This window comes from Lawsonella clevelandensis (assembly GCF_003241315.1).
Classification (GTDB): domain Bacteria; phylum Actinomycetota; class Actinomycetes; order Mycobacteriales; family Mycobacteriaceae; genus Lawsonella; species Lawsonella clevelandensis_A.
Genome location: NZ_QFOZ01000012.1, coordinates 26,855 through 47,996, shown reverse-complemented (window position 1 = coordinate 47,996; position 21,142 = coordinate 26,855). Strand labels below are relative to the sequence as shown.

At 53.5% G+C, this 21,142-nt stretch carries 17 protein-coding genes, 2 tRNA genes and 1 pseudogene; 6 read left to right on the top strand and 14 right to left on the bottom strand.

What is annotated here, in order from left to right:
- Positions 1-58 precede the first annotated feature (58 nt).
- Positions 59-1,495, bottom strand: a complete 1,437-nt coding sequence (locus DI579_RS06675; RefSeq protein WP_303678974.1) for an aminopeptidase C — start codon at positions 1,493-1,495, stop codon at positions 59-61.
- Positions 1,496-1,501: 6 nt separating this feature from the next.
- On the opposite strand from DI579_RS06675, the gene DI579_RS06670 reads away from it, so the two are divergent.
- The 3 genes from DI579_RS06670 to DI579_RS06660 all read left to right on the top strand — a co-directional run bounded on the left by DI579_RS06670 (position 1,502) and on the right by DI579_RS06660 (position 3,781).
- The gene (locus tag DI579_RS06670) at positions 1,502-2,179 is read left to right on the top strand and encodes a hypothetical protein (RefSeq protein ID WP_290599084.1); all 678 of its coding nucleotides are present in this window, start codon (positions 1,502-1,504) and stop codon (positions 2,177-2,179) included.
- On the top strand, positions 2,167-2,586 hold the full coding sequence (locus DI579_RS06665; protein WP_303678973.1) for a hypothetical protein: 420 nt from the start codon (positions 2,167-2,169) through the stop codon (positions 2,584-2,586). The genes DI579_RS06670 and DI579_RS06665 overlap by 13 nt, the downstream gene beginning before the upstream one ends.
- A 166-nt stretch (positions 2,587-2,752) precedes the next feature.
- The gene (locus tag DI579_RS06660; protein ID WP_303678972.1) at positions 2,753-3,781 is read left to right on the top strand and encodes a hypothetical protein; all 1,029 of its coding nucleotides are present in this window, start codon (positions 2,753-2,755) and stop codon (positions 3,779-3,781) included.
- Positions 3,782-3,962: 181 nt separating this feature from the next.
- On the opposite strand, the pseudogene DI579_RS06655 reads toward DI579_RS06660, so the two are convergent.
- Positions 3,963-5,172: pseudogene (locus tag DI579_RS06655) on the bottom strand (nucleobase:cation symporter-2 family protein).
- 225 nt (positions 5,173-5,397) lie between these two features.
- On the opposite strand from DI579_RS06655, the gene crgA reads away from it, so the two are divergent.
- Together crgA and DI579_RS06645 are read left to right on the top strand one after the other, a co-directional pair.
- A complete protein-coding gene (crgA, locus tag DI579_RS06650) occupies positions 5,398-5,661 on the top strand; it encodes a cell division protein CrgA (protein WP_290599089.1) in 264 nt (87 codons plus the stop codon).
- A gap of 335 nt (positions 5,662-5,996) precedes the next feature.
- Entirely contained in the window at positions 5,997-6,527 is a 531-nt protein-coding gene (locus DI579_RS06645; protein ID WP_290599091.1) for a hypothetical protein, read from the top strand.
- 430 nt (positions 6,528-6,957) lie between these two features.
- On the opposite strand, the gene DI579_RS06640 is transcribed toward DI579_RS06645, so the two are convergent.
- From DI579_RS06640 to DI579_RS06625, 4 genes are all read right to left on the bottom strand, one after another.
- Positions 6,958-7,470, bottom strand: coding sequence for a hypothetical protein (locus DI579_RS06640; protein ID WP_303678971.1), 513 nt, complete (start codon positions 7,468-7,470; stop codon positions 6,958-6,960).
- Entirely contained in the window at positions 7,395-8,945 is a 1,551-nt protein-coding gene (locus DI579_RS06635; RefSeq protein WP_303678970.1) for a hypothetical protein, read from the bottom strand. Before DI579_RS06635 ends, DI579_RS06640 begins: the two co-directional genes overlap by 76 nt.
- Positions 8,946-9,336: 391 nt before the next feature.
- Positions 9,337-10,167: a rhomboid family intramembrane serine protease gene (locus DI579_RS06630; protein ID WP_303678969.1), complete on the bottom strand. Its 831-nt coding sequence runs from the start codon at positions 10,165-10,167 to the stop codon at positions 9,337-9,339.
- 29 nt (positions 10,168-10,196) lie between these two features.
- Complete coding sequence (locus DI579_RS06625; protein ID WP_303678968.1) at positions 10,197-10,724, bottom strand: peptidylprolyl isomerase; 528 nt, start codon at positions 10,722-10,724, stop codon at positions 10,197-10,199.
- A gap of 99 nt (positions 10,725-10,823) precedes the next feature.
- Between DI579_RS06625 and DI579_RS06620 the strand changes: the two genes are divergently transcribed.
- Entirely contained in the window at positions 10,824-11,000 is a 177-nt protein-coding gene (locus DI579_RS06620; RefSeq protein WP_290599096.1) for a hypothetical protein, read from the top strand.
- A gap of 112 nt (positions 11,001-11,112) precedes the next feature.
- Here the strand turns inward: DI579_RS06620 and DI579_RS06615 are convergent, their stop codons facing one another.
- The 8 genes from DI579_RS06615 to dnaN form a co-directional block, all read right to left on the bottom strand.
- Positions 11,113-12,240, bottom strand: coding sequence for an FRG domain-containing protein (locus DI579_RS06615; RefSeq protein WP_290599097.1), 1,128 nt, complete (start codon positions 12,238-12,240; stop codon positions 11,113-11,115).
- A 174-nt stretch (positions 12,241-12,414) separates the two neighbouring features.
- Positions 12,415-12,487: transfer RNA gene (locus DI579_RS06610), tRNA-Ala, on the bottom strand.
- Between the two features lie 26 nt (positions 12,488-12,513).
- Positions 12,514-12,590, bottom strand: a tRNA-Ile gene (locus DI579_RS06605).
- Between the two features lie 256 nt (positions 12,591-12,846).
- Positions 12,847-15,336, bottom strand: coding sequence for a DNA gyrase subunit A (gyrA, locus tag DI579_RS06600; protein ID WP_303678967.1), 2,490 nt, complete (start codon positions 15,334-15,336; stop codon positions 12,847-12,849).
- 21 nt (positions 15,337-15,357) lie between these two features.
- Positions 15,358-17,397, bottom strand: coding sequence for a DNA topoisomerase (ATP-hydrolyzing) subunit B (gene gyrB / locus DI579_RS06595; RefSeq protein ID WP_290599099.1), 2,040 nt, complete (start codon positions 17,395-17,397; stop codon positions 15,358-15,360).
- Positions 17,398-17,598: 201 nt separating this feature from the next.
- Positions 17,599-18,282, bottom strand: coding sequence for a DUF721 domain-containing protein (locus DI579_RS06590; protein WP_290599100.1), 684 nt, complete (start codon positions 18,280-18,282; stop codon positions 17,599-17,601).
- Complete coding sequence (gene recF / locus DI579_RS06585) at positions 18,279-19,664, bottom strand: DNA replication/repair protein RecF (RefSeq protein ID WP_303678966.1); 1,386 nt, start codon at positions 19,662-19,664, stop codon at positions 18,279-18,281. The genes DI579_RS06590 and recF overlap by 4 nt, the downstream gene beginning before the upstream one ends.
- 18 nt (positions 19,665-19,682) lie before the next feature.
- The gene (gene dnaN / locus DI579_RS06580; RefSeq protein ID WP_290599103.1) at positions 19,683-20,870 is read right to left on the bottom strand and encodes a DNA polymerase III subunit beta; all 1,188 of its coding nucleotides are present in this window, start codon (positions 20,868-20,870) and stop codon (positions 19,683-19,685) included.
- Between the last annotated feature and the right edge of the window lie 272 nt (positions 20,871-21,142).

Genomic DNA, 21,142 nt, shown 5'->3' with positions numbered 1-21,142 from the left:
CCTTAGTGCTTCAGTGCCTTAGCACCCTAGCGCCTTAGCACCTTTTCAGTGCTTTAGCTTAGGCCAAGGCTCCCATGGGATCCCAGGCGGGCAGCACGATGGGTTCCTCGTGGGCGTCCACGACGGCGCGCAGGTCGGCGGGCAGACGGTCCTTGTGGATAGCGATTTCGAACACGTACTCGTCGAACCAGGTGGAGTTCATGGTGAAGAAGCCCTTGTCGGCAATGTCTTCGCCCCAGCTGTTTTCCACGCGGAAGCGGCGGGCGTTGCCGTCATCGTCCACATCAACACCCACGAACACCATGGCGTGGGTCATCAGGCTGTCGCCGTAGATCAGGCGGTTGGCCTTATCCAGGGTGAGGTCCAGGCTGTAGGCGCCCTCATAGTCGTATAGGTGGGCGTCCCAAATGCCGAGGTCGCGGCTGGACTGCTTATTCGTGTCGCAGCCGAACCAGACGGGGTCACCGTCCACAATGGTTTCCTTGACGGCTGTCTTCAACACGTCAATGGGGGCGTTCAGGTAGGTGACGGGGGTGCCGCCCACCACGTTGCCCAGGCGATCCACCGTGTAGGTTTTACCGTATTCGCTGGTGGGGCGTGGGTCGTTGACGACGCACACATAGTCGTCCAGTTCCACAGTGATGTACTTTTCGGCGAACTCGAGGGGGGTCATGCGCCCGGCGCGGGTGAAGTTCTTGTCTTTATCCTGCCATTCCCATTCGAAGTCGGTGGGTGGGGTGCCCAGGTGAATGGCGAGAACGCGGTAAATGTTGCTGAGGATATCCTGCTTGGCGGCGTCAACCTTCTGCGGGTCGGCGGCAGCCTTACCACCCTCGGCAGCAATGAGAGCGCGCAGATCGTGGGCGCCTTGGCGGAGGAGGGTTTGCAGAGCCTCGTTGAGGGAGGCGGTGCAGCTGGAGGATTCCGTTTCCGGCATGGCGCTCTTCGGCACCACACCGTACTTCTTCACCAGGGCAACAAACATGTTCCACTGGCCGCCGTCACCGATGGGGTCGGAGAGCAGGTGGTGGACGGTGCGGTCGTCGGCGTCAGCGTCGGCCAGGTCGATCATGGATTCTAGGAAGTAGTTGGATTTTTCCAGCTTGTCCCAGAACAGCATCCAGTTTTGGGAGAATTCAAAGTCCTGGACGTTCAGTTGTTTGGCGGCGGCGTAGCGCAGGGAGTTGAGGCCGGAGAAGAGCCAGCAGCGGCCGGATTTCTTCTGGTTGGTGACTTTCCAGTCGTCCAGGCGGTGGCTAACGGTCTTGTCGATGCCGACGGCGATACTGCGGTCCATCGCGACCTTGGTGATGGGGGATTCGGTGACGGCATTCTGCATCAGCCGGTTAATGGGGCTGGCGGCGAAAGCGTCCTGGTAGCTGGCCAGGTTGTCGGCGGAGATGGTTCTGGCTTGCGGGCTGAGTGAGGTTCTGGCTTTCGGGCTGCGCGGAGTTCTGGCTTGCGGGCTGCGTGGTGATGTCAGCCTGTGTAACACTGGGTTATGCGCATTCTCAGCTTCAACACTATTGATTCTTTCGCCCGTAACCATCTGGAGGCCGCCACCATGGTGGAGTGGGTGGAGGACGCTCTGACCCACAAGCAGGAGGCTATCCTTCCCGCGAAAACTGAGGTTGATCTGGATGAGCGTCTGTTGGGCTGTCCCGGCACGGGGTTTTACGATGTGATGCCGGCTATTGTTCCCCACTTGGGTATTGCGGGAACGAAGCTGGTGGATGGGTTTCCGCAGCGGAGTCCTTCTGTGGCGGCGGAGATTACGGTAACGGATCTGGCGACGGGGGAGTTGCTGGCGTTGGTGGATGGTACGTGGATTACTGCCTGGCGGACGGGTGCGGTGGCGGCCCATAGTGCTCTCACCTTCGCCAATACGCACCCCACCACCAATGCTCACGCTGTCACCAATGCTCGCCCCACGGACGGCAGCTCCTCCAACGGCAGCCCCACGGACGGCAGCTCTGCAGATAGCAACTATGCGGATATGCAGCGTATCGGCATAGTGGGGTTGGGGAACACAGCCGTCACCTTCCTGCATATTATGGCGTCTGCTCACCCGGAGCGCTTCTATGAGGTGACGGTGCTGCAGTATAAGGACCAGCATGAACGCTTCGCAGAGCGTTTCACCGGCTTCCCCAATGTGGTGTTACCGATATGCGCCAGCTAGTGGGGGAGAAGGATATTGTGTTGAGCGCCGCCAGCCATTTTGACGGTGATCAGTGCCAGCCGGAGTGGTTCGCGCCGGGTACTACTGTTATTCCTATTTTTAAGGTGGGCTTCAATAGCATTAATTCCGCCTTCGACCTCGTATTCGTTGATGACGTGGAGGGCATTAAGGCGTGGCCGGGTAGCCGCACTATTGCGGACCCGGTGGAGGTTGCGGCGGTGGTGCGCGGTGAGCATGCCGGCCGGACGTCCTCTGCGCAGCGGATTGTGTGCCACAATTTGGGTATTGCCTTGCACGATATTTATTGGGCGGCGCAATTGTTGGAGTTAACTGCTGGGGCAGGCGCGGCTGTTTCTGAGAGTGCGACGGTGGATTTGGGGGTTCCTGCTAGCCGCTTGTGGGTGTAGACGTTTCTGTATCGTTTCACCGAGTTTCCTTGGGCGGGTAGCAATTACCCGTGATAATGGCTATAGGCGCAGCTAAAGCATTGTTTACGGAGTGGTCTGTGGGGTGGTGGCCATACTTGTTACCCAAGGTGAGGACCTATGACATCCGGTGTTAATATCTAGGACTATGAACATTCACACTTCGCTTTTTAGGCGAATCGTCGCTTTTAGCGCTGCTGCGGGTATGGTTTGTGCGTGCGCTCCGCTTACTGTAGCCAGTGCGGAGGCTGCTGAGATCCACAAGCCTATCGCCCAAAATTGCCACTCTAATGGTGTTCCCTTGAACTTTAAAGCGGACATGGTGCGCGATGCTGACCATATTAAAATCGTCACCCCCGATAATGTGAAGGTGGGTGACGAGTTCACCATCACCGTCGATTACCGCCCCGACACTATTCTTGGTAAACAGCAGGGTGCGGATGTTATCGCTATGAAAAACATTGTGGTTCGTTTTGCCCTTAACGATCCCTCTGCTTTCGTTACCGCCAGAATTATTGCCCCTGGTCAGGCTCTTACCACGAAGCCGAATTTGAGCCTCGTGGGGGGTAACCGTCTTATCCTCTCCAATATGGATGTTGCGGTAAACGGTAAGGATACTGTGTGGTCCCCACCCATTTTCTCGGTAACCTTGCGAGCTACGGAGCCGGGTGAGCTACCCACTATCCATCAGGCTATTGAGGGTGCTGCGGGGCAGAAGAATAACCCCGAAAACTGGATCACTATGGAAAACCATGTGCATCACCCCATAGTGGGGAATAAGACATTCCCCATGAATTGTCTTGCTGTGGCGAAGAATGGTGGCCCACTGGCTTTCACACTGGCCACTGTGAAAGCCACGGGATCCGCACACGATGCCATGATGGCTGCCAAGGGTAAGAAAGGCGCGAAAGCGTCAGAGAAGAAATCTCACCATAAGAAGGGTAAGCGGGACTCTACGTCTGCTATGAAGACCGATGAGAATGGTCTCCGCCGCGTCGATACTGACATTTATGCGGACGAGGATTCTGTGAAGAATGGTATGCCCGGCTGGGGTATTGCTCTTATTGTGATTATTGTTCTCGCTGCTGCGGGCGGTATCGGCTACGGTATCTACGCTGGTAAGAAGAAAAAGAAGAACAAGACCGACGCTAAGTCGGACGATAAAGCCAAAAAGTAAACCTCATCACGCACTATAAGTGCTAGAGGCACCGTTAACTATTGTGGGTGGGCTGCTCATGAAGCAGCCCACCCACAGTTTTATTTGTCTGTTACTTTCATTGGCCTATTGCTTTTATTTACCTGTTACTCGTCGAGGGCGTAGTCGCGTACGTGGTCAGTATATTTGGCCACGCCCCCTGTCACTCGTCGGGGAGTTCGGGTTCGTCGCCTTTGCCGTCATCGTCGGCGTCATCGACACCGAATTCACCGCCGCGGGGTGCGTCGTGGGCGGCGGGTTTCCCGGCCTGCTCGGTGGGGGCGTTGCGGCCAGTATTAAACAGCAGGTTGAGGATAATGGCGGCTACGGCACCAATGCAGATGCCGGAGGAGAGGAAGGTTTGCAGCGAGGCCGGCATGGTGGAGAACAGGTTGGGGCAGACGGCCGGGAGTAGTGCCAACGCGGTGGGGACGGCCACTACCCAAATGTTTGTGTTGGTAAAGGTCACCTTGGAGAGGGTGCGCACACCGCTGGCGGCCACAGTGCCGAAGAGGGCAATGCCGGCGCCACCCAGGACGGGGGCGGGGATGGCGGCGATCACTTCCGCTGCTTTGGGGAGGAGCCCCAGCACAATGAGGATGCCGCCGGCGGAGGCGGTAACGTAGCGGCTTTTCACGCCGGTGATGGAGAGGACGCCAATGTTTTGGGCGAAGGCGGTGTATTGGAAGGTGTTCATGCAGCCGCCGAGGACGGTGGCGAAGCCGTCGGCGCGGAGGGCGTCGGCGATACGGCGTTTGGTGATGGGCGTACCCAGTTGGCGTGGTGGATACCGTCGAAGTTCACCATGCCGAGGGGGATACAGACCAGGAACCCAACAACCATGCCGACGAGGACGGAGATGCGGGCGAGCCAGCCGGGCCCGAAGCGCTCAATGAGGAGAATGAGCAGCAGCACACCCATGGCGATGGCATGAGCGTCAACCCAATAATAAGGAGGACAGTACCCGTCACCAGGGGTGGGAAGAAGCGGAGGAGGCGGGAGAAGAGCGGGGCGAAAAGAATGATGAAAATGCCGGAGCAGATTACTGAACCGTAGACTGCGGCCAGGCCGTATTGGCTGCCGATGGTGACCATGGGGATGGCGGCGGAGAAGGTGCAGCCTTGAATGAGGGGGAGGCGTACACCGAAGCGCCACACGCCAATAGATTGGACGATGGTGGCGATGCCGGCGACCAAGAGGTCTGCGGTGATGAGGTGCGGAATGTAGCTGGGGTCCATTTTTCCGGCTTGGACCAGCGCGTATCCCACGAAGAGGGGGACGGCGACGGCGCCGGCGTAGCAGGCGAGGACGTGTTGGAAGCCCAGCAGGAGGAGTTGCCAGAACCCCGGGTTGGCGTTGACGTCGGGGTGCATGGCGTTATTGTCGGCGGGGTCGGTGCTGACAATACTTGGCTGTTCACTTGGTTGTTCACGTGGTTGTTCAGATTGCGGGGAAGGTGAGGAAGGCGGCTCAGTGGTCATGGTGCTAGTTTACGGGGTTACCTGTATAGTTGTATAAGCGAAATGTGCCGTTTTAGCTGTGCGTTGGTAGATTGATGAGGTGATCATCGTAACGTGCGGTGGTAGTGAGAGGACATTATGCCTAAGTCAAAAGTGACGAAGACGGATCTTTCTGAGGGTGTGACCCGTACTCCTGTTAAGGTAAAGCAGACAAAGACCCCAGTCGTGTGGCTTACCATTATGGGCGTGTGCCTGGTTCTTGGCCTTGCCTGGATCATTATGTACTACCTAGTAGCCGGCCGTGGTGTGATCCCGTTTGTGGATGACTTGGGCGCCTGGAATTACCTCATTGCTTTTGGCCTTATGATTATTGGCCTGCTGATGACATTGCGATGGCGGTAGCTGCGTATAGGTAGCACTGAGTACTAACCTCATTAAGTGCATACTTGAAGGCTTTTAGTAATTAAATTGCATACTGGGAGATCCCCAATGTTTACACTGATTACAGTGTGGGCAATGGGGATTTTCTTTATCCTTTATATGGGAACATCCGTATTATCCACATATCCACAGCCTGTGGATAGTAATTTTGCTATTCTTACGAATCTTATTTTTAGCTAAGTTTGTACTATGCTTGCACGTAAAACACTTGTTAAAAAGTACGTTAATAATAACAAACATGTAATTCATCCACACTGTGGATAATCTTGTGGATAACTTTATGGAGAAAATACCCTATGTCGTTTGATGGTTCTGTCCGTTACGCCTGGTCCCCTAATATCGCCTGGCGTATTATCAACACCATTTTCGGCATTGTTTTCCTAGGTATCACTTTCGGTATCTCTGTTGGCATTACTGCCAAGATTCTTCTCTTCATCGCCGGCGTTATTACACTCTGCTATGGCATTGCCGGCATTATTCGGCGTCCGCGCCTTATTATTACGGATACGCACCTGCATGTTCGCCGCACTTTCCGTGACCACATTTATCCTCTTTATTCTGTGCACGGTTTCCGCATTGATCGTCCTTCCGGCATTATTCAGCATTCACCCATGCTGACTTTTGATATTGCCCGGGCGGGGGATTGGACGGAATTGCGCCACCAGTATGAGGAAGTGAAGTCTCTTCCTCTCCCATTGCCCACTATGGAGGATCGTCAGCGGGATACGCTTGAGATTGTGACGTGGGGGGATATTGGGGTAAGTCCACTGCGTATTGCCTCCAATTTGGAGGAAGCCGGCATTCTTAACCTGAGCAAGCAGCGTTAAAACCGCAGGCAACCGCAAACCAGTAATTTGTTATTACCTAAAACGGTAATGGCTGAGAACCCAAATGAAAGCCCAGAATAGTGTTCCCTATGCGAGGCAACGCACTAGTGCCGAGCATGGCAGCACACTAGACAACACTGGACGGCACTAGGCAGCACTGTATCAGCCACTCTGTAGCGACCTGTAACAGACACTCTCTGTAGCGGCCATGTAACGACACCATGCAGCGGCTACTGTAGTGCGTCAATATAGCAGTAATGCCCCTCCGCGAGGAAGGGGCATTACTTGTATTTACTTACTAGCGGATTGTCCGTTATTCCTGTTTTGCAGGAATAGTGGGACAGAAGTTCACATCAGAGGTTTACATCTGAAAGGAATGGGAGCGTTCCCATAGCTTCATACAAACTTCTCAGCTAGAGGTTTTTATCTTTTAGGGGATGAGGTGCCGCCAGGGTGAAGCGATACCGAAGATGATGCCGGCTGCAAGCAAGCTAAGACCGACAATGGTGCATACACCGCCACCGCCAAGTCCTATGACTGCTCCAGAGCAGGGGTCAACATCAAAGAATAATCCTGCAGCAGCTAAACAAGCAGCAACGATGAGAACGATAACACCTGCGAGGTCTAGGCCTTCAGGCAAGTACTTGAAGAACCACTGAATTGGTAGCACAAGCAGCAACAGTGGGAGATGGGTAAAGAAGTGCACCACATGGTGAAGTCCAAAAACCGGAACAATGCAAACGACAACGGTGAGAGTACCAAGAATCGGTAGAACAGCACCGGTAGTCAGTAGCAGTGCACCGAAGATACCAAGGATTCCCAGACCGTGGCGAAGTGCATGAGCGAGAGCCAGGGCACTCAGGATTTCTACACCGTGGCGAAGAACGCGACCGGCAATAATCGCACCAAGGAGACCATGGCGAAGAAGATGACCGATAAGCAATCCACCAACGATAAAGGAACCGATAACAACAACCGGAACACCAATGAGGACGGGAACGATAACAGGCAGCAAGAACATGTCACGCACAATGGGGAGCACGATGACAGTGTAGGGATAGCACCGGTCAGTGCGCCACTGATGGCACCGGGGATAACACCACTGAGGATAGTGGAGACGACGCCGGTAACGAGGGCACTGGCAACTCCGCCAACTACTGCACCGGGAACGGCGATGGCCGGGCCGACGAGCAATGCGGGAATGGGGGAAGAGATAACCGTGGAGACGATTTCTTCAGGGGTCTTTCCAGCAATCTGAACGTTCTTTAGATTCTTAACATTGGAGATAGCGATGGTGCTGAGGTCAGGAAGGGGAACGTTCTTCAGATTGTCGAGAATCTGCTGAACAGTAATGGTGGAAGGCTGGGTGGAAGACTTAACGTCTTGGGCGCCTCCGTTTCCATTTGCAGCGGAGCCGTTCTTGTTGCTCTCGCGCTTGTTGGAATCGTCCTTCGGCTTGTCGCCGGTGCGGTCGTTATCCTTCTTCTTATTGCTTTCGCTCTTGGAGCCTTGGCCCTGCTTCTTCTGATCTGTCTGCTTGCCGTTTTCTGGCTTTCCAGTTTCGCTCTTCACGTCCTGTGCTTTAGGAGCAGCAGGCTTTGCGATGTTCGGTTTTCCGAGCTTAATAACAATAGTCTCGGGAAGTTCCGGCATCTTGAGGGCAGGAAGTTCCTTCGGCATGGTTTCAGAGCGGGACTGAACAACCTTTACTGCCGGAATAGCAGAAGCTGCGGCAAGAACACCGGCGGCGGGGAGAGCGCCGACGGCAGCGGCAGCGATGCCTGCCAGGATCGGTGCACCAACAGCGGTGGTAACAGCAGCAATGCCACCGTTAATACCACCGGTGATGCCACCGAGGACAGCACCGGGAAGTCCGCCACCAGTGAGGTGACGGGCAACAGTGTCGCTCACAATACCGGCAGCGGTACCGGGGATAACACCAATGAGGCCAGCGAGTCCGCCACCGATGGCGCCGACGGCAATGGAGCCGGGGACAGCAAGTGCCGGAACAGCAAAACTGCCAGCAATCAGAATAGGAGGAACGTCCTTATCTGGAGTGCTGGCATCGTCTAGATTGTGGTCGAGGAGAGATTCTTTCTCGGTTTCCATGTCTCCACGTGCATCGACAACACGGATAATGGGGCCGCGGGACATGTACTCCTTTTGGGAGAGAACGTCGCGTCCAACGAGATTAATGGATTCAGCGAGAAATGCGAGAGCACCGTCAACAGGTGCTTCGGGGGTTGGGCTGTCATTGGTGACACGTACGGTGTCGACGATCCGAGGTGCTTGCACGTGCACAGAAGTAACAGAATTATCTGTAGCTTCTTGTGCGTGTGCCACTCCGCCGCCGAGGCAGAGTGACAGTGCAGCCGCGGCAAAAGCAGCCGCACCCGGCAACACAAACTTGTTTTTCACAAGAACTCCAAGAGTTATGTGTTCACTTGCGCGCATGGTTTTAAGGAACTACTTTGCTTTTTCACTTACTTATCAGTGAGATAGGTAGCTTCTTTAACAGAAAGTTACATCCAAGAGCAGCAATATGAACGATCCAGTAAATACGGATGTATTCTAGTAGCAACAAAAGGATTACTGACAAGTAACGAAAAGCTTATTACACAGTGTAATTACCCCCATTCCCCCCCGCTATATTACAAAAGCCTCTTACCAGTATTTTCTCTTAAGAAAAAATTAAAAATTATCAGACTAAAAATGGAAACTGAACACCTATCAAATTCCATTTCACTATCTCGCTAACACAAAACGAGAACTTTCTTACGTGCCGTAGGCCTTCACTACACAACTCTGCTTACACAGTTACGGTAGGCGACAATACTTCCCCAGCAGTGCTTACCAACTGCTGCATCTTATCCACACCAGCAACAAGCGCAATCATAATAGCAATCGCAATAATTGCGGTTGTTCCCCACCCCCACGCATTTACTTGCTTACTTGTAACGTAGGCGGGCAATTGTTCCCCCGTTTGCGGATCGTACACAACGCCGCCACCAGTATTGTGACGCTGCCGAATAGCAGCCACCCACCGTGGCACAAAAATGAAAGCCCCCGCCACCAGGAATCCCACTACAAAACCACCCAAATGGGCCTGAATAGAAATCCCTGGCTGCGCCACCCCAATAACTACGTTCAACACAATGACAGTAATAATGCCGGATACTTTAGCTTTAAGCGCCAGCACCACAATAAGTTCCGCACCAAGAAGCCCAAAGATAGCGCCGGAAGCACCGGCCGTGGCAGAGTCCGGATCCGCATACCACACCACGGTGGCAGAACCAGCCAGAAGAGAAAGAATATAAAGGACACAGAAACGGGCAGAACCTAACGCCATTTCCACGTCACGCCCCAATACCCACAGCGCATACATGTTGAACGCAATGTGCAGGAGACCAAAGTGCATAAAACCACTGGTCAACAGTCTCCAGTATTCGCCGAAGCCAAGCATGTAGGGTACTAGAACAGTATCGTTAAGAAGCTGAGAGTCCACGGCAGCATGCAGGAATGTGCCACCCTGGACGGAGACCACAATATACAGCGCAACGTTGACAATAATAAGCAGCCACGTGACGGGAGACTTCATTACCGTATTTGTGGTGAAATCTGCCCGCCGCGCGGCTGCCATAAGATTATCCTTGTGCGAAATTGAGGGGTTTAAAGTTCTTTAATATCAATGGACTCGATAACAACATCATCCAGGGGACGATCCCGCATATCGGTGGGGACTTTCGCAAGAGTATCCACAACAGCCTGGGAGTCAGCGTCCACAACTTCACCAAAAATAGTGTGGTGCATGTTCAGCCAGGGAGTGGCGGCCACAGTAATAAAGAACTGGGAACCATTAGTACCCGGGCCAGCATTGGCCATGGCCAGAAGGTAGGGACGGTCGAAGGTGAGTTCGTTGGTGAATTCATCCTCGAAGCGGTAGCCGGGGCCACCAGTGCCGGTGCCGGTGGGGTCGCCACCCTGAATCATGAAGCCATCAATAATACGGTGGAAGATAGCACCATCATAGAAGGGGCCTTCTTTACCGCCCTTAGCGTTAGGGGTGGTGTAGGGGGCGGAGCCGTTAGCTAGGCCAATGAAGTTCTTGACGGTTTTCGGGGCGTGGTTACCGAAAAGATCGATAACAATATCGCCCTTGTTGGTGTGCAGGGTCGCCTGTGCGGTTGCTTTACTCATGGTTCTATCGTGCCAGGTTTGGAGCATTCACACCATCTAGTCGTGAATTTTCACAGGTTTTACGCTGCAAAGTGAGTGCCAGTGTGGCAGTCTAAAACTATGAACCTCAAGCATGCTTTCAGCGTTTTTAAAAAGATTGTCCCCCTGGTCCCAGTTTTCGGTAACTGGAAAAAAGCCACAGCCGTCTACGCGCTACTAGAATACGGTGCCCCGCGCGCAATGACATACCTCCAAGACAAGCGGCAAGAGCTTCAGAAGCGTAACTCTGCGGAATAACCCTATACAGTTTTGTGCTTATCCCGTACTAACGTAAGTTCGCGTAGTCATTCAATCTAGCTCTTGTCGTACAGAAAAATACGCACAAAAAAGCTACCGGATAATAACTTCACTACTCATCTTCTTGCTTACTGAGTTCTTTAATCGATTCATCGAATGATTTAGTAACTGTTTCTTTAAACAACCTTTTGGTCTCAAGCAGGGGTGGGAAGAGGGAATCCTCACAAATCCCCTCTTCCTCTAACTTCTTGAGGATACGGCGCTTAAATTCCCTAGGAATCCGAATCGAATATCCGATTATGTCCTCATAATTTTGGGGAGAGGTTTCAGGCTGAAGTAAATCGTTAACTTTTGTTAATTTTCCATCTTTCCGAAAATTAATCGAAACAGACATTATTTCTCTAATTTCGTTTAATTTCAGTTCGTCATCGTTATAACGAATATTATTTTTATTCTCTTTAGGAAGTTTCCCATTAATGAAGAAAGCTTGCTGAGCAATCATTCTTGAATCAAAATGAGCTAATAACACCAGGTAAGCCTTATCTGATGCGTATGGCACACCTTTAGCATCTAACTGCTCTTTCACAAGAGTTTCGAACGTATACGGACTAGCTAATATGAATAATCGTCCGTCCTTATCTACGTCTTCCTTACAGGCGAAATATAGAGCAACTCTCCAATCGAGTGTTACATCGATTAGTCGAGTAGGAGTTCCGTGATGTTGTAATAACGCCTCTATATGCAAGTTACTTAGATTACGGATAAAACCGTGTTCTTGAGCTTTTTGAATAAGCTCTTCTCTAGCATTTCTTAGTATTTTCTCTTGATTATCGACATCAAGTGATTCAAATTTCGCTTCTTTGTCATTCTTTTCTTCATAATTTCTTTTAAAATGACGATAAAGACTTGAATGAAAAGAATAATTTGAGTTACTTTGACCTCGGAAAAACCAAATTGTCAATTCTTGTGGTGTTTTATCCTTTTCATCTGAATCATCATTTTTACTAAAAAGTTTATTGTGTAAAAAATTTATGACTACTTTTAGTTTCTCCCACGCCGAATCTTGATAGAGGGGAAGCTTTTTAAAAGTCTTCTCTACCTCCCTAAACCACTCGTCAAAACGATCTTTGTCTACTTCACCCGTCCCGCTCTTCTCATCAAGGACATGAAGCTCTCGTTCAGTAAAGAATTTTTCTACAAACTCAGGACCTGATTTAGAGTCAGACGTGGTTTCAAGCATGCTGTATATCTTTCTTCGACAGTGCAGATAGTGTGTAGTGAGCTTTAGGACTACACGTAATCATTGTTTATCTGTTGGGTAGTACACGCCCTGTACTAGCAGAAAATTAGCAGTCCACATATACACAAAGAAGGGAAGTACTGGACGATGTCCGTACTTCCCTTCTCAATTCTGTGGAGCATAGGGGAATCGAACCCCTGACCTCCGCCTTGCAAAGGCGGCGCTCTACCAATTGAGCTAATGCCCCAAGTTTGTGGAGAGTGTGGATATGAATGGTGGGCCTAGCAAGAATCGAACTTGCGACCTCTTCGTTATCAGCGAAGCGCTCTAACCGACTGAGCTATAGGCCCGTAACTCCGTAAACTTTATCCGAATTTACTGTCATTTTGCAAAACGGCTGGTAACAACCACTTGTAACCGCTGGCAGCTGGCGGGAAATGCCGTGATCCCCACCCCGTAAACCTAGCTGGTAGTTGGTTCCAGGCTAGGGAACAGGATGGGGATCACGTCAGTATTCACACGCGCGCGCCTACGCACACGCAGTCATACGCTCAGACAAGCAGGCGTTTGCGCTATCTGCTGCGCTACCTACGCTGCCTGCGCTGTTTAGTTTTCTTCGTCGATGGTGTCCTGGTCGGCGTTGCGGGCGATAGCCAGCAGGGAGTCGCCTTCAGCCAGGTTCATTAGGCGCACGCCCTTTGTTTGACGTCCGGCCTTGCGGACTTCCTTGGCGGCGGTGCGGATAATGCCACCGTTGCTGGTGATGGCGAAAATTTCGTCATCAATAGCAACCACTTCGGCACCCACCAGGTGGCCGCGGCGACGGTCATACTGAATGGTCAGAACGCCCTTACCGCCGCGTCTCTGCACGGGGTAGTCTTCCATGGCTGTCCGCTTCGCATAGCCGCCGGAGGTGGCCACCAGGAGGAACTGATCCTCCTTCACAACGTTCATGCTCAGTAGGCTATCGTCGCCGTTGAACCGCATGCCGTACACGCCGGAGGTGGCACGGCCCATGGGGCGCAGCACATCGTCGGTGGCGTGGAAGCGAATGGACTGGCCGAACTCGGAGACGAGGATCAAATCATCGTCTTCGGAGCAGAGGTCTGCGCCCACCAGTTCGTCGTCGCCCTTCAGGTTGATGGCGACAAGTCCACCGGTGCGGTTGGAGTCGTAGTCTTCCAGGCGGGACTTCTTCACCAGGCCATTGCGGGTGGCCAGCACCAGGTAGGGGGCGTCCTGGTAGCTCTTCAGCTGAATAACCTGCGCAATGCGCTCACCGGGCTGGAATGCCAGCAGGTTGGCCACGTGCTGGCCGCGGGCGGTGCGGTTCGCCTCGGGTAGATCGTAGGCCTTCAACCGGTAGACGCGACCCTTCGTGGTGAAGAAGAGGATGGTGTCGTGGGTGGAGCACACAAAGAAGTGCTTCACAATCTCATCCTGCTTCAAGGTGGCACCCTTTACGCCCTTACCGCCGCGTTTCTGGGAGCGGTACAGGTCCGTCTTAGTACGCTTCGCGTAGCCGGTTTCGGTGATGGTAACAACCACGTCTTCTTCCGGAATGAGGTCCTCGTCGGAGATTTCCCCATCGGCTGGAATGATGCGGGTGCGGCGCTCGTCACCGTACTTGCGGACGATTTCGGACAGTTCTTCCTTGACGATGGCGCGCTGGCGTTCCGGCTTAGCGAGCACATCCTTCAAATCCGCAATGTCGATTTCAATCTGCTCTAACTCGTCCAGAATCTTCTGCAATTCCAGGGCGGCCAAGCGGCGCAGCTGCATTTCCAGAATGGCGTTGGCCTGGGCTTCGTCAATGTCGAGGAGGTCCATCAACCCCACGCGGGCTTCGTCGGCGCTGGGGGAGCGGCGAATCAAGGCGATGGTTTCGTCCAGCATGTCGATGGCTTTCTTCAAGCCACGCAGAATATGGGCGCGCTCCTCCTTCTTACGCAGGCGGAACGTGGTGCGGCGCACAATAACTTCCAACTGGTGCTGCACATAGATGCGAACCAGCTGGTCAATGCGGAGAGTACGGGGCACGCCGTCCACAATGGAGAGCATGTTAGCGCCGAAGCTGGTCTGCAGCGCCGAATGCTTGTAGAGGTTGTTAAGAACCACCTTGGCTACGGCGTCGCGTTTCAACGTGACAACAATGCGCATGCCCACGCGGGAGGAGGTTTGGTCCTCAATGTTGGCGATGCCACTGATGCGCCCGTCGGAAACCTGCTGGGCAATGGAGGACACAAGATTATCGGGGTTCACCTGGTAGGGCAGTTCGGTGATGACGATAACCGTGCGTTTTCCCTCCTCCTCAATGGAGGTCTTGCCACGCATGCGGATAGAGCCGCGGCCGGTGGTGTAGGCGTCCTTAATGCCCTGGTCACCCACGATAAGGCCGGCGGTGGGGAAGTCGGGTCCCTTAATGCGTTCCATGACGGCCGCCAGGGTGGATTCCTCATCCGCATCCGGATTATCCAGGCACCAGTAGATAGCTTCCGCTACCTCGCCCAGGTTGTGGGGCGGAATGTTAGTAGCCATACCAACGGCAATACCGTTGGAGCCGTTCATTAATAGCTGTGGGACGCGGGACGGAAGAACCACAGGCTCGTTGGTTTTGCCGTCGTAGTTGGGTTGGAAGTCGACGACGTCCTCGCGGATATCGCGCAGCATTTCCTCGGCCAAACTGGTGAGCCTGGCTTCGGTGTAACGCATGGCGGCGGCGGGGTCGTTACCGGCGGAGCCGAAGTTACCCTGGCCATCCACCAGCGGGTAGCGCATGGTCCACGGCTGCGCCATACGCACCAAGGTGTCGTAGATGGCGGAGTCGCCGTGCGGGTGGTAGTGACCCATGGTTTCAGCGACCGAGCGGGCGGACTTCACATAACTGCGGTTATGCAGGAAGCCGCTGTCGAACATGGCGTACAGGATACGGCGCTGCACGGGTTTCATACCGTCGCGAACTTCGGGCAGAGCACGGCCAACGATAACGCTCATGGCGTAGTCGATGTAGGAGTTCTGCATCTCCTGGTTAAGGTCAATCGGGATAACGCGGTCGTATTCAACCTCGTCGGGCGGCAAAGTAGTGTTGTCGGACATTATTCCTCTTTACGTGTGCTACTAGATGTCCAGGAAGCGCACGTCTTTGGCGTTCCGGGTAATAAAGTTGCGGCGGGCAGTAACGTCCTCACCCATCAGAATGGAGAAGGTTTCGTCAGCTGCGGCGGCATCGTCAAGAGTGACCTGGCGGAGGGTGCGGGTGGTGGGATCCATGGTGGTTTCCCACAGTTCCTGGTCGTTCATTTCGCCAAGACCCTTGTAGCGCTGGATGCCGTCATCTGTGTTAATCTTGCGGCCTGCGTCGAGGCCTTCCTTGAGGAGGGTGTCGCGTTCGCGGTCGGAGTAGGCGTAGCCGGGTTCACCCTTGCCCCACTTCAGTTTGTACAGTGGCGGCTGGGCAAGATACACGTGGCCTTCCTCCACTAGTGGCCGCATGAAGCGGAAGAGGAGGGTGAGCAGCAGGGTGGCAATGTGCTGGCCGTCAACGTCAGCATCTGCCATGATGACGATCTTGTTGTAGCGCAGCTTGGTGATGTCGAATTCATCGTGAATACCAGTCCCCAGTGCGGTGATAATGGCTTGCACCTCAGCGTTTTTGAGGACGCGGTCAATGCGGGCCTTCTCCACGTTGAGGATCTTGCCGCGCAACGGCAGAATGGCCTGGTTGTAGTTATCGCGGCCGGATTTGGCGGAGCCACCTGCGGAGTCGCCCTCCACAATGTAGATTTCGCACTCGGCCGGATCCTTGGAACGGCAGTCAGCCAGCTTACCAGGCAGACCACCGAGGTCGGTGGCGGACTTGCGGCGCACCAACTCGCGGGCCTTACGGGCAGCAATGCGGGCGTGGGCGGAGGAGGCCGCCTTATTAATAATGGCCTTCGCCTCCGTGGGGTTGGCTTCTAGCCAGTGGCCCAGGTGCTCATTGCATTCCTTCTGCACGAAGGAGCGAATTTCAGTGTTACCCAGTTTGGTTTTTGTCTGACCCTCAAACTGGGGGTCGGAGACACGCACAGAAATGACGGCGGCCAGGCCTTCGCGAATATCGTCACCGGTAAGGTTGGGGTCCTTATCCTTAATGAGTTTCTTGTCGCGCGCGTACTTATTCACCAGAGAGGTAAGAGCGGAGCGGAAGCCCTCCTCGTGCGTACCACCCTCAATGGTGTTGATGGTGTTAGCGAACGTGTGGACAGATTCGCTATAGCCGTTATTCCACTGCATAGCGATTTCTACTTCGTGGCCTTCACCTTTGGCGTCAAAAGCGATAATGCTGGGGTGGAGAGCCTGCTTGGTCTTGTTGATGGACTCAACATAGTCCCGTAAACCATTGGGGTAGTGGTATTTACGGCGACGGGCGGCCTTCTGTGTGGCGGCGGCCTTAGCGTCGTCGGCACTCTTGGCAGCAACAGCAAGTTCAGAATCACCTGACTCTGCCTCGGCGTCAATCTCGGCTTCTTCCCGCGTAACACGCTGGTCTTCCAGGGTGATGGTGAGGCCCTTATTGAGGAAGGCCATTTCCTGGAGACGGCGGGCAATAATGTCGAACTTGTATTCCGTGGTTTCAAAAATATCCGGATCAGCCCAGAAGCGGATAGTGGTGCCACGGCCTTCAGCGGGGCCGTCATCAACAAGGTCTTCCGGAATAGCGTTGTTGAAGTTTTGGATCCAGTGGTGGCCGTCACGCCAAATTTCGGCTTCCACACGAGTAGAAAGCGCATTCACAACGGAGATACCGACACCGTGCAGACCACCGGAAACAGCATAGTTGGAGGAGTCGAATTTACCGCCGGCGTGCAACTGCGTCATAACAACCTGCACGGTAGGGGAACCAGAGGCATGCATTTCAACAGGAATACCGCGACCGTTATCTCGTACTTCAACTCCACCATCTTCCATGATGGTGACGTTAACTTCGTCGCAGTAGCCGGCCATGGCTTCGTCAACAGAGTTATCTACAACTTCCCAGACGAGGTGGTGAAGACCGCGTTCGCCGGTGGAACCAATGTACATACCGGGACGTAGGCGGACAGCTTCAAGGCCTTCGAGGATGGTAATGGAATCGGCACCATACTCGTTTTTCTTCTTATTCTGAGAGGGAGCCACAGAGTGTCGCACTCCTTATTTCACTGACGTGAATACTAGCGTGTGTTCGTTTCGAACATCCTTACTTCTCTATTCTACGCCCTCAGTGGCAAAACGACGCTTTTAGGACCTACTGACGTGTAGGAGCCCAACGATAAAAATTTTTTCCGCAAATCGCGTTTAAAACGTTTTTTAGTAAGGGTATATATACATACGCATGAATTATCCGTACGTATCGCGCGGCCCACGACCCTTCACATGCCGCGGTCCCTTCCGCCAACTAGGCTGAGCAGGACCCAAAATTCGCAGCATACGCACTGTTTTCCCATACTTCTTACCAAGCTCAGCCAAAATATTAGGCTGGAGAAGCCGCAATTGCGTTGCCCACGCAGTGGTATCAGTGCGGATGTAGAGGACTCCATCCTCATCGAGCTTCTCTACATGGGAATGGGAAGCAATTTCTTCCCCCATAATTTCGGGCCAATTATGGATAATTCGCCCCCCTATAACCTCATGCTGCCAGCCATGTTTTTGTATTGTGTCGGCAACAAGTGCAGTGAGAAGCTGCGGATCCCACTTATCGGGTCCACTACTAGTCCAACTGTAGCGGCGACGTCGGCCAGTACTGGCCTTCCCTGCTCCACGGTGGTGTTGTTCACCACGCGGCCCGTTACCCCCATAGGACTGGGAGGAACTAGCAGAATTAGCAGAACTATAGGAATTGGGGGAATTGCGGGAAGTGTAAGGATTGCGGCTGGCGCGTCCCCGCCCCACATTTTTACCAGTTGCGCGGGCGGCATCTAAAGCAGCAGCGAGAGTACGGTGGACAACATCTGACGTGAAACCCTCATCTGAGCTCTGCGAGTTTTGTGGTCCCTGCGCTTCCTGCTTTCCCTGTGGGCTCATTTGCTGTCCTCCTTCCGTGTTTCACCATTTACTTCATCACGATCATCATGCATATTGCCGGTACTGTCAGTATCGGAAGTGTCAATGCCGCACATATCGGGAACACCCGTGTTAGAGAAGCCAACTGTATCAGGGGCACCGGGGTTATAGCGGCCAGCGATTCCCCCGGGGGCGGGTTCGTTAACACTGGGATCATCAGTAAGAACACCATCAAGCAGTGAAATACGCTGGTTCGCCTCCCCCGCGGTGCTCACAGTATGCGTGGCGGTAACATGCAATTCGTCGGGCAGATCTTCCCCCACTGCCGCCGTGATAAGAGTTTGCTCGGCTTTACTGGCAACGGTAGCAAGAGCTGCGCGGCGGAAATGATCCAACTCTGCAAACACATCATCAAGTAGCAGAATAGGTTCTGTCCCTTCGGATGTCAGAAGATCATAGGCGGCTAAGCGTAAAGCTAAGGCAAGGCTCCACGATTCACCGTGGCTTGCAAACCCTTTCGCCGGCTGCGTTCCCAACAGAAGAGTAAGGTCATCGCGGTGTGGCCCGGCCAGAGTGACACCGCGGTCAATTTCTCGCTCGCGTTTATCCGCCAATCCTACCAAGAGTGCCGCCTCTAAATAGTCTGTATCCAGTGGAGGAGTAGTGGCGCAATCATTCACCGTAAGTTGAGGAATGGAACTGTAGCACAGTTGTACGGGACGCGAGTGTGGGGCAAGCGCCACATAATTATTCGCAACGAGCGGGGCAATCTTGTGGAGAAGATCGAGGCGGGCGGCCAAAAGTTGCGCCCCAACATGGGCAAGTTGGGCATCCCATGCATCAAGCGTGCCCAACGCACTAGCACCGGCGGCAGTATGGTAGCCGTGCCGCAGGGACAATGAGGCACTTTTTAGTAGTGCGTTACGTTGCCGCACAATTTTGTCGTAGTCACTAATAACGCCACGCAGCCGGGGACGTCGCTGCACTAGAAGAGTATCCATATAGGCGCGTCTGCCAGCGGGTTCGCCACGAACAAGGCCAAGGTCTTCTGGGGCGAAGAGAACTGTGCTTAAAATTCCCACAATTTCGCGTGACCGGCACGGGGCGGTGTTAATAGTGGCCTGGTTACTTTTGCCACTATTAATTTCTATGGCGACGGTTAGTTCCCGATGGTTATGAACTGCGGTGGCAGCTAGTTGGGCGGAGTCTTTACCGTCTTGAATAAGGGGACTATCTCCAGAAACTCGGTGGGATCCCAAAGTGGCCAGGTAGTTGATGCCCTCTAAAAAGTTTGTTTTTCCTTGGCCGTTTGCTCCCACAAAAACAGTGATACCGGGCTGAAGATCCAGTGTGAGGTTATCCCAGGAACGGAAATTGTGTAGTTCGCAGTGGCGTAGAAACACAAGTGCGCTTTCTACTGTCTATCCGGGGAGGCGGACGGGCATCAGGAGGTAGGTGTAGTCCGTGTCGGGGGAGATGTATTCGCCGTCATTATTAGTGTCGGGTTCTTCAGTAATGCCGGGAATGATGATGGCGGGCCGGTTCGGGTTGGTAAATCCGAATGTGACGGTGGTGTCTTCAATGACGGAGAGTCCATCCAGCACGTAGGAGGGGTTGAAGGCGATGGTCATTGGCTCGCCCCAGTAGCGGACGGGGAGGGTTTCTTCGGCTTCGCCGGAATCATCACCGCCGGCGGTAAGAACAACTTCGCCATTTGCAAAGGCAAGGCGAACTTGGGCGCCGCGGTCCGACATAAGTGAAACGCGCTTAATAGATGCTGCTAAAGGCGCAATGTCCATGGTGGCGATAGCGGTATGTGACTGTGGTAACAGTGTGCGGAATGGTGGGAATTGCGCATCGAGAAGGCGAGTGGTGGTGCGACGATTTTCGCCCACGATGCCGAGGAGTCCTTCTCCGCCAAGTTCTTCATCAGTGCCGCCAAGTGCTAGTTCCACTGGTGCAGTGGAGGTGGCTGCGAATGTTTTCGCTGTTTCGGACAGCATCTTAGAGGGGATGAGGACGGCGGAATCACTGAATTGTGCAAAGGGATCCCACTCAAATGTGCGGACTGCGAGGCGGAAGCGGTCGGTGGCGGCAAGGGTGACGGTGACGTCGTTAATTTCCATGCGTATGCCGGTGAGCATGGGGATGGAATCGTCTTTACCTGCGGCAATAGCAACTTGTTTGACGGCGTCAACGAAAACATCAACGGGGATGCTGCCGGTTTTTGTGGGGAGGTTGGGGAGGTTGGGGTAGTCCTCCACGGGCATAGTGGGGAGAGTAAATCTGGCGTTTCCGCAGGAAATGTGGAGTTTTGCGCCGTCAACATTAACAGTTGCAGTGTCTTTGGGCAGGGAGCGGGTGATGTCGGCGAGAAGTTTGCCGGATACAACGACGCTGCCGTTATCAACGACTTCTGCGGGGATGGTGACTTCGGTGGAGATTTCGTAGTCGAATCCGTTGATGGTGAGTCCCTCGTCGTTAGCGGTAAGAAGAACACCAGCAAGGATCGGTTCTAGTGGGTGGCTGGGAATATTGTGGGCTACCCATGCTACGGCGTCAGCGAAATCGCTGTGGTCTACCCGGAAATTCATATCGGTGAGTTCCATGAGGGTATGGGTCTCCTTCTAGTCACAACTTTCTGTTGTTTAGGTTAGCTGGTTTAGCAAAGTTTCTCACCCGGGAAATAGCGAGAAATGGCGAGATTTGTACCAAGCATTGTGGGAATTACAGATTTTTCATGACGGTTATGCACGGGCTCTATTTCTATATTTCTTTTCTTTAAATTTGTAGTTTTAGTAATAGGGGTTGTGGAAGATGTGGATGATTGGGATTTTGTGCAGTTGAACCATGATTTCACGCTGTGAATTGTTCTGGGGAA

Coding starts and splice junctions, on each gene's coding strand:
- crgA (WP_290599089.1), top strand. CDS start 5,398: ATGCCTAAGTCAAAAGTGACGAAGACGGATCTTTCTGAGGGTGTGACC.
- DI579_RS06665 (WP_303678973.1), top strand. CDS start 2,167: ATGCGCCAGCTAGTGGGGGAGAAGGATATTGTGTTGAGCGCCGCCAGC.
- DI579_RS06645 (WP_290599091.1), top strand. CDS start 5,997: ATGTCGTTTGATGGTTCTGTCCGTTACGCCTGGTCCCCTAATATCGCC.
- DI579_RS06625 (WP_303678968.1), bottom strand. CDS start 10,724: ATGAGTAAAGCAACCGCACAGGCGACCCTGCACACCAACAAGGGCGAT.
- DI579_RS06630 (WP_303678969.1), bottom strand. CDS start 10,167: ATGGCAGCCGCGCGGCGGGCAGATTTCACCACAAATACGGTAATGAAG.
- DI579_RS06590 (WP_290599100.1), bottom strand. CDS start 18,282: ATGAGCCCACAGGGAAAGCAGGAAGCGCAGGGACCACAAAACTCGCAG.
- DI579_RS06670 (WP_290599084.1), top strand. CDS start 1,502: ATGCGCATTCTCAGCTTCAACACTATTGATTCTTTCGCCCGTAACCAT.
- DI579_RS06660 (WP_303678972.1), top strand. CDS start 2,753: ATGAACATTCACACTTCGCTTTTTAGGCGAATCGTCGCTTTTAGCGCT.
- dnaN (WP_290599103.1), bottom strand. CDS start 20,870: ATGGAACTCACCGATATGAATTTCCGGGTAGACCACAGCGATTTCGCT.
- DI579_RS06620 (WP_290599096.1), top strand. CDS start 10,824: ATGAACCTCAAGCATGCTTTCAGCGTTTTTAAAAAGATTGTCCCCCTG.
- gyrA (WP_303678967.1), bottom strand. CDS start 15,336: ATGTCCGACAACACTACTTTGCCGCCCGACGAGGTTGAATACGACCGC.
- DI579_RS06615 (WP_290599097.1), bottom strand. CDS start 12,240: ATGCTTGAAACCACGTCTGACTCTAAATCAGGTCCTGAGTTTGTAGAA.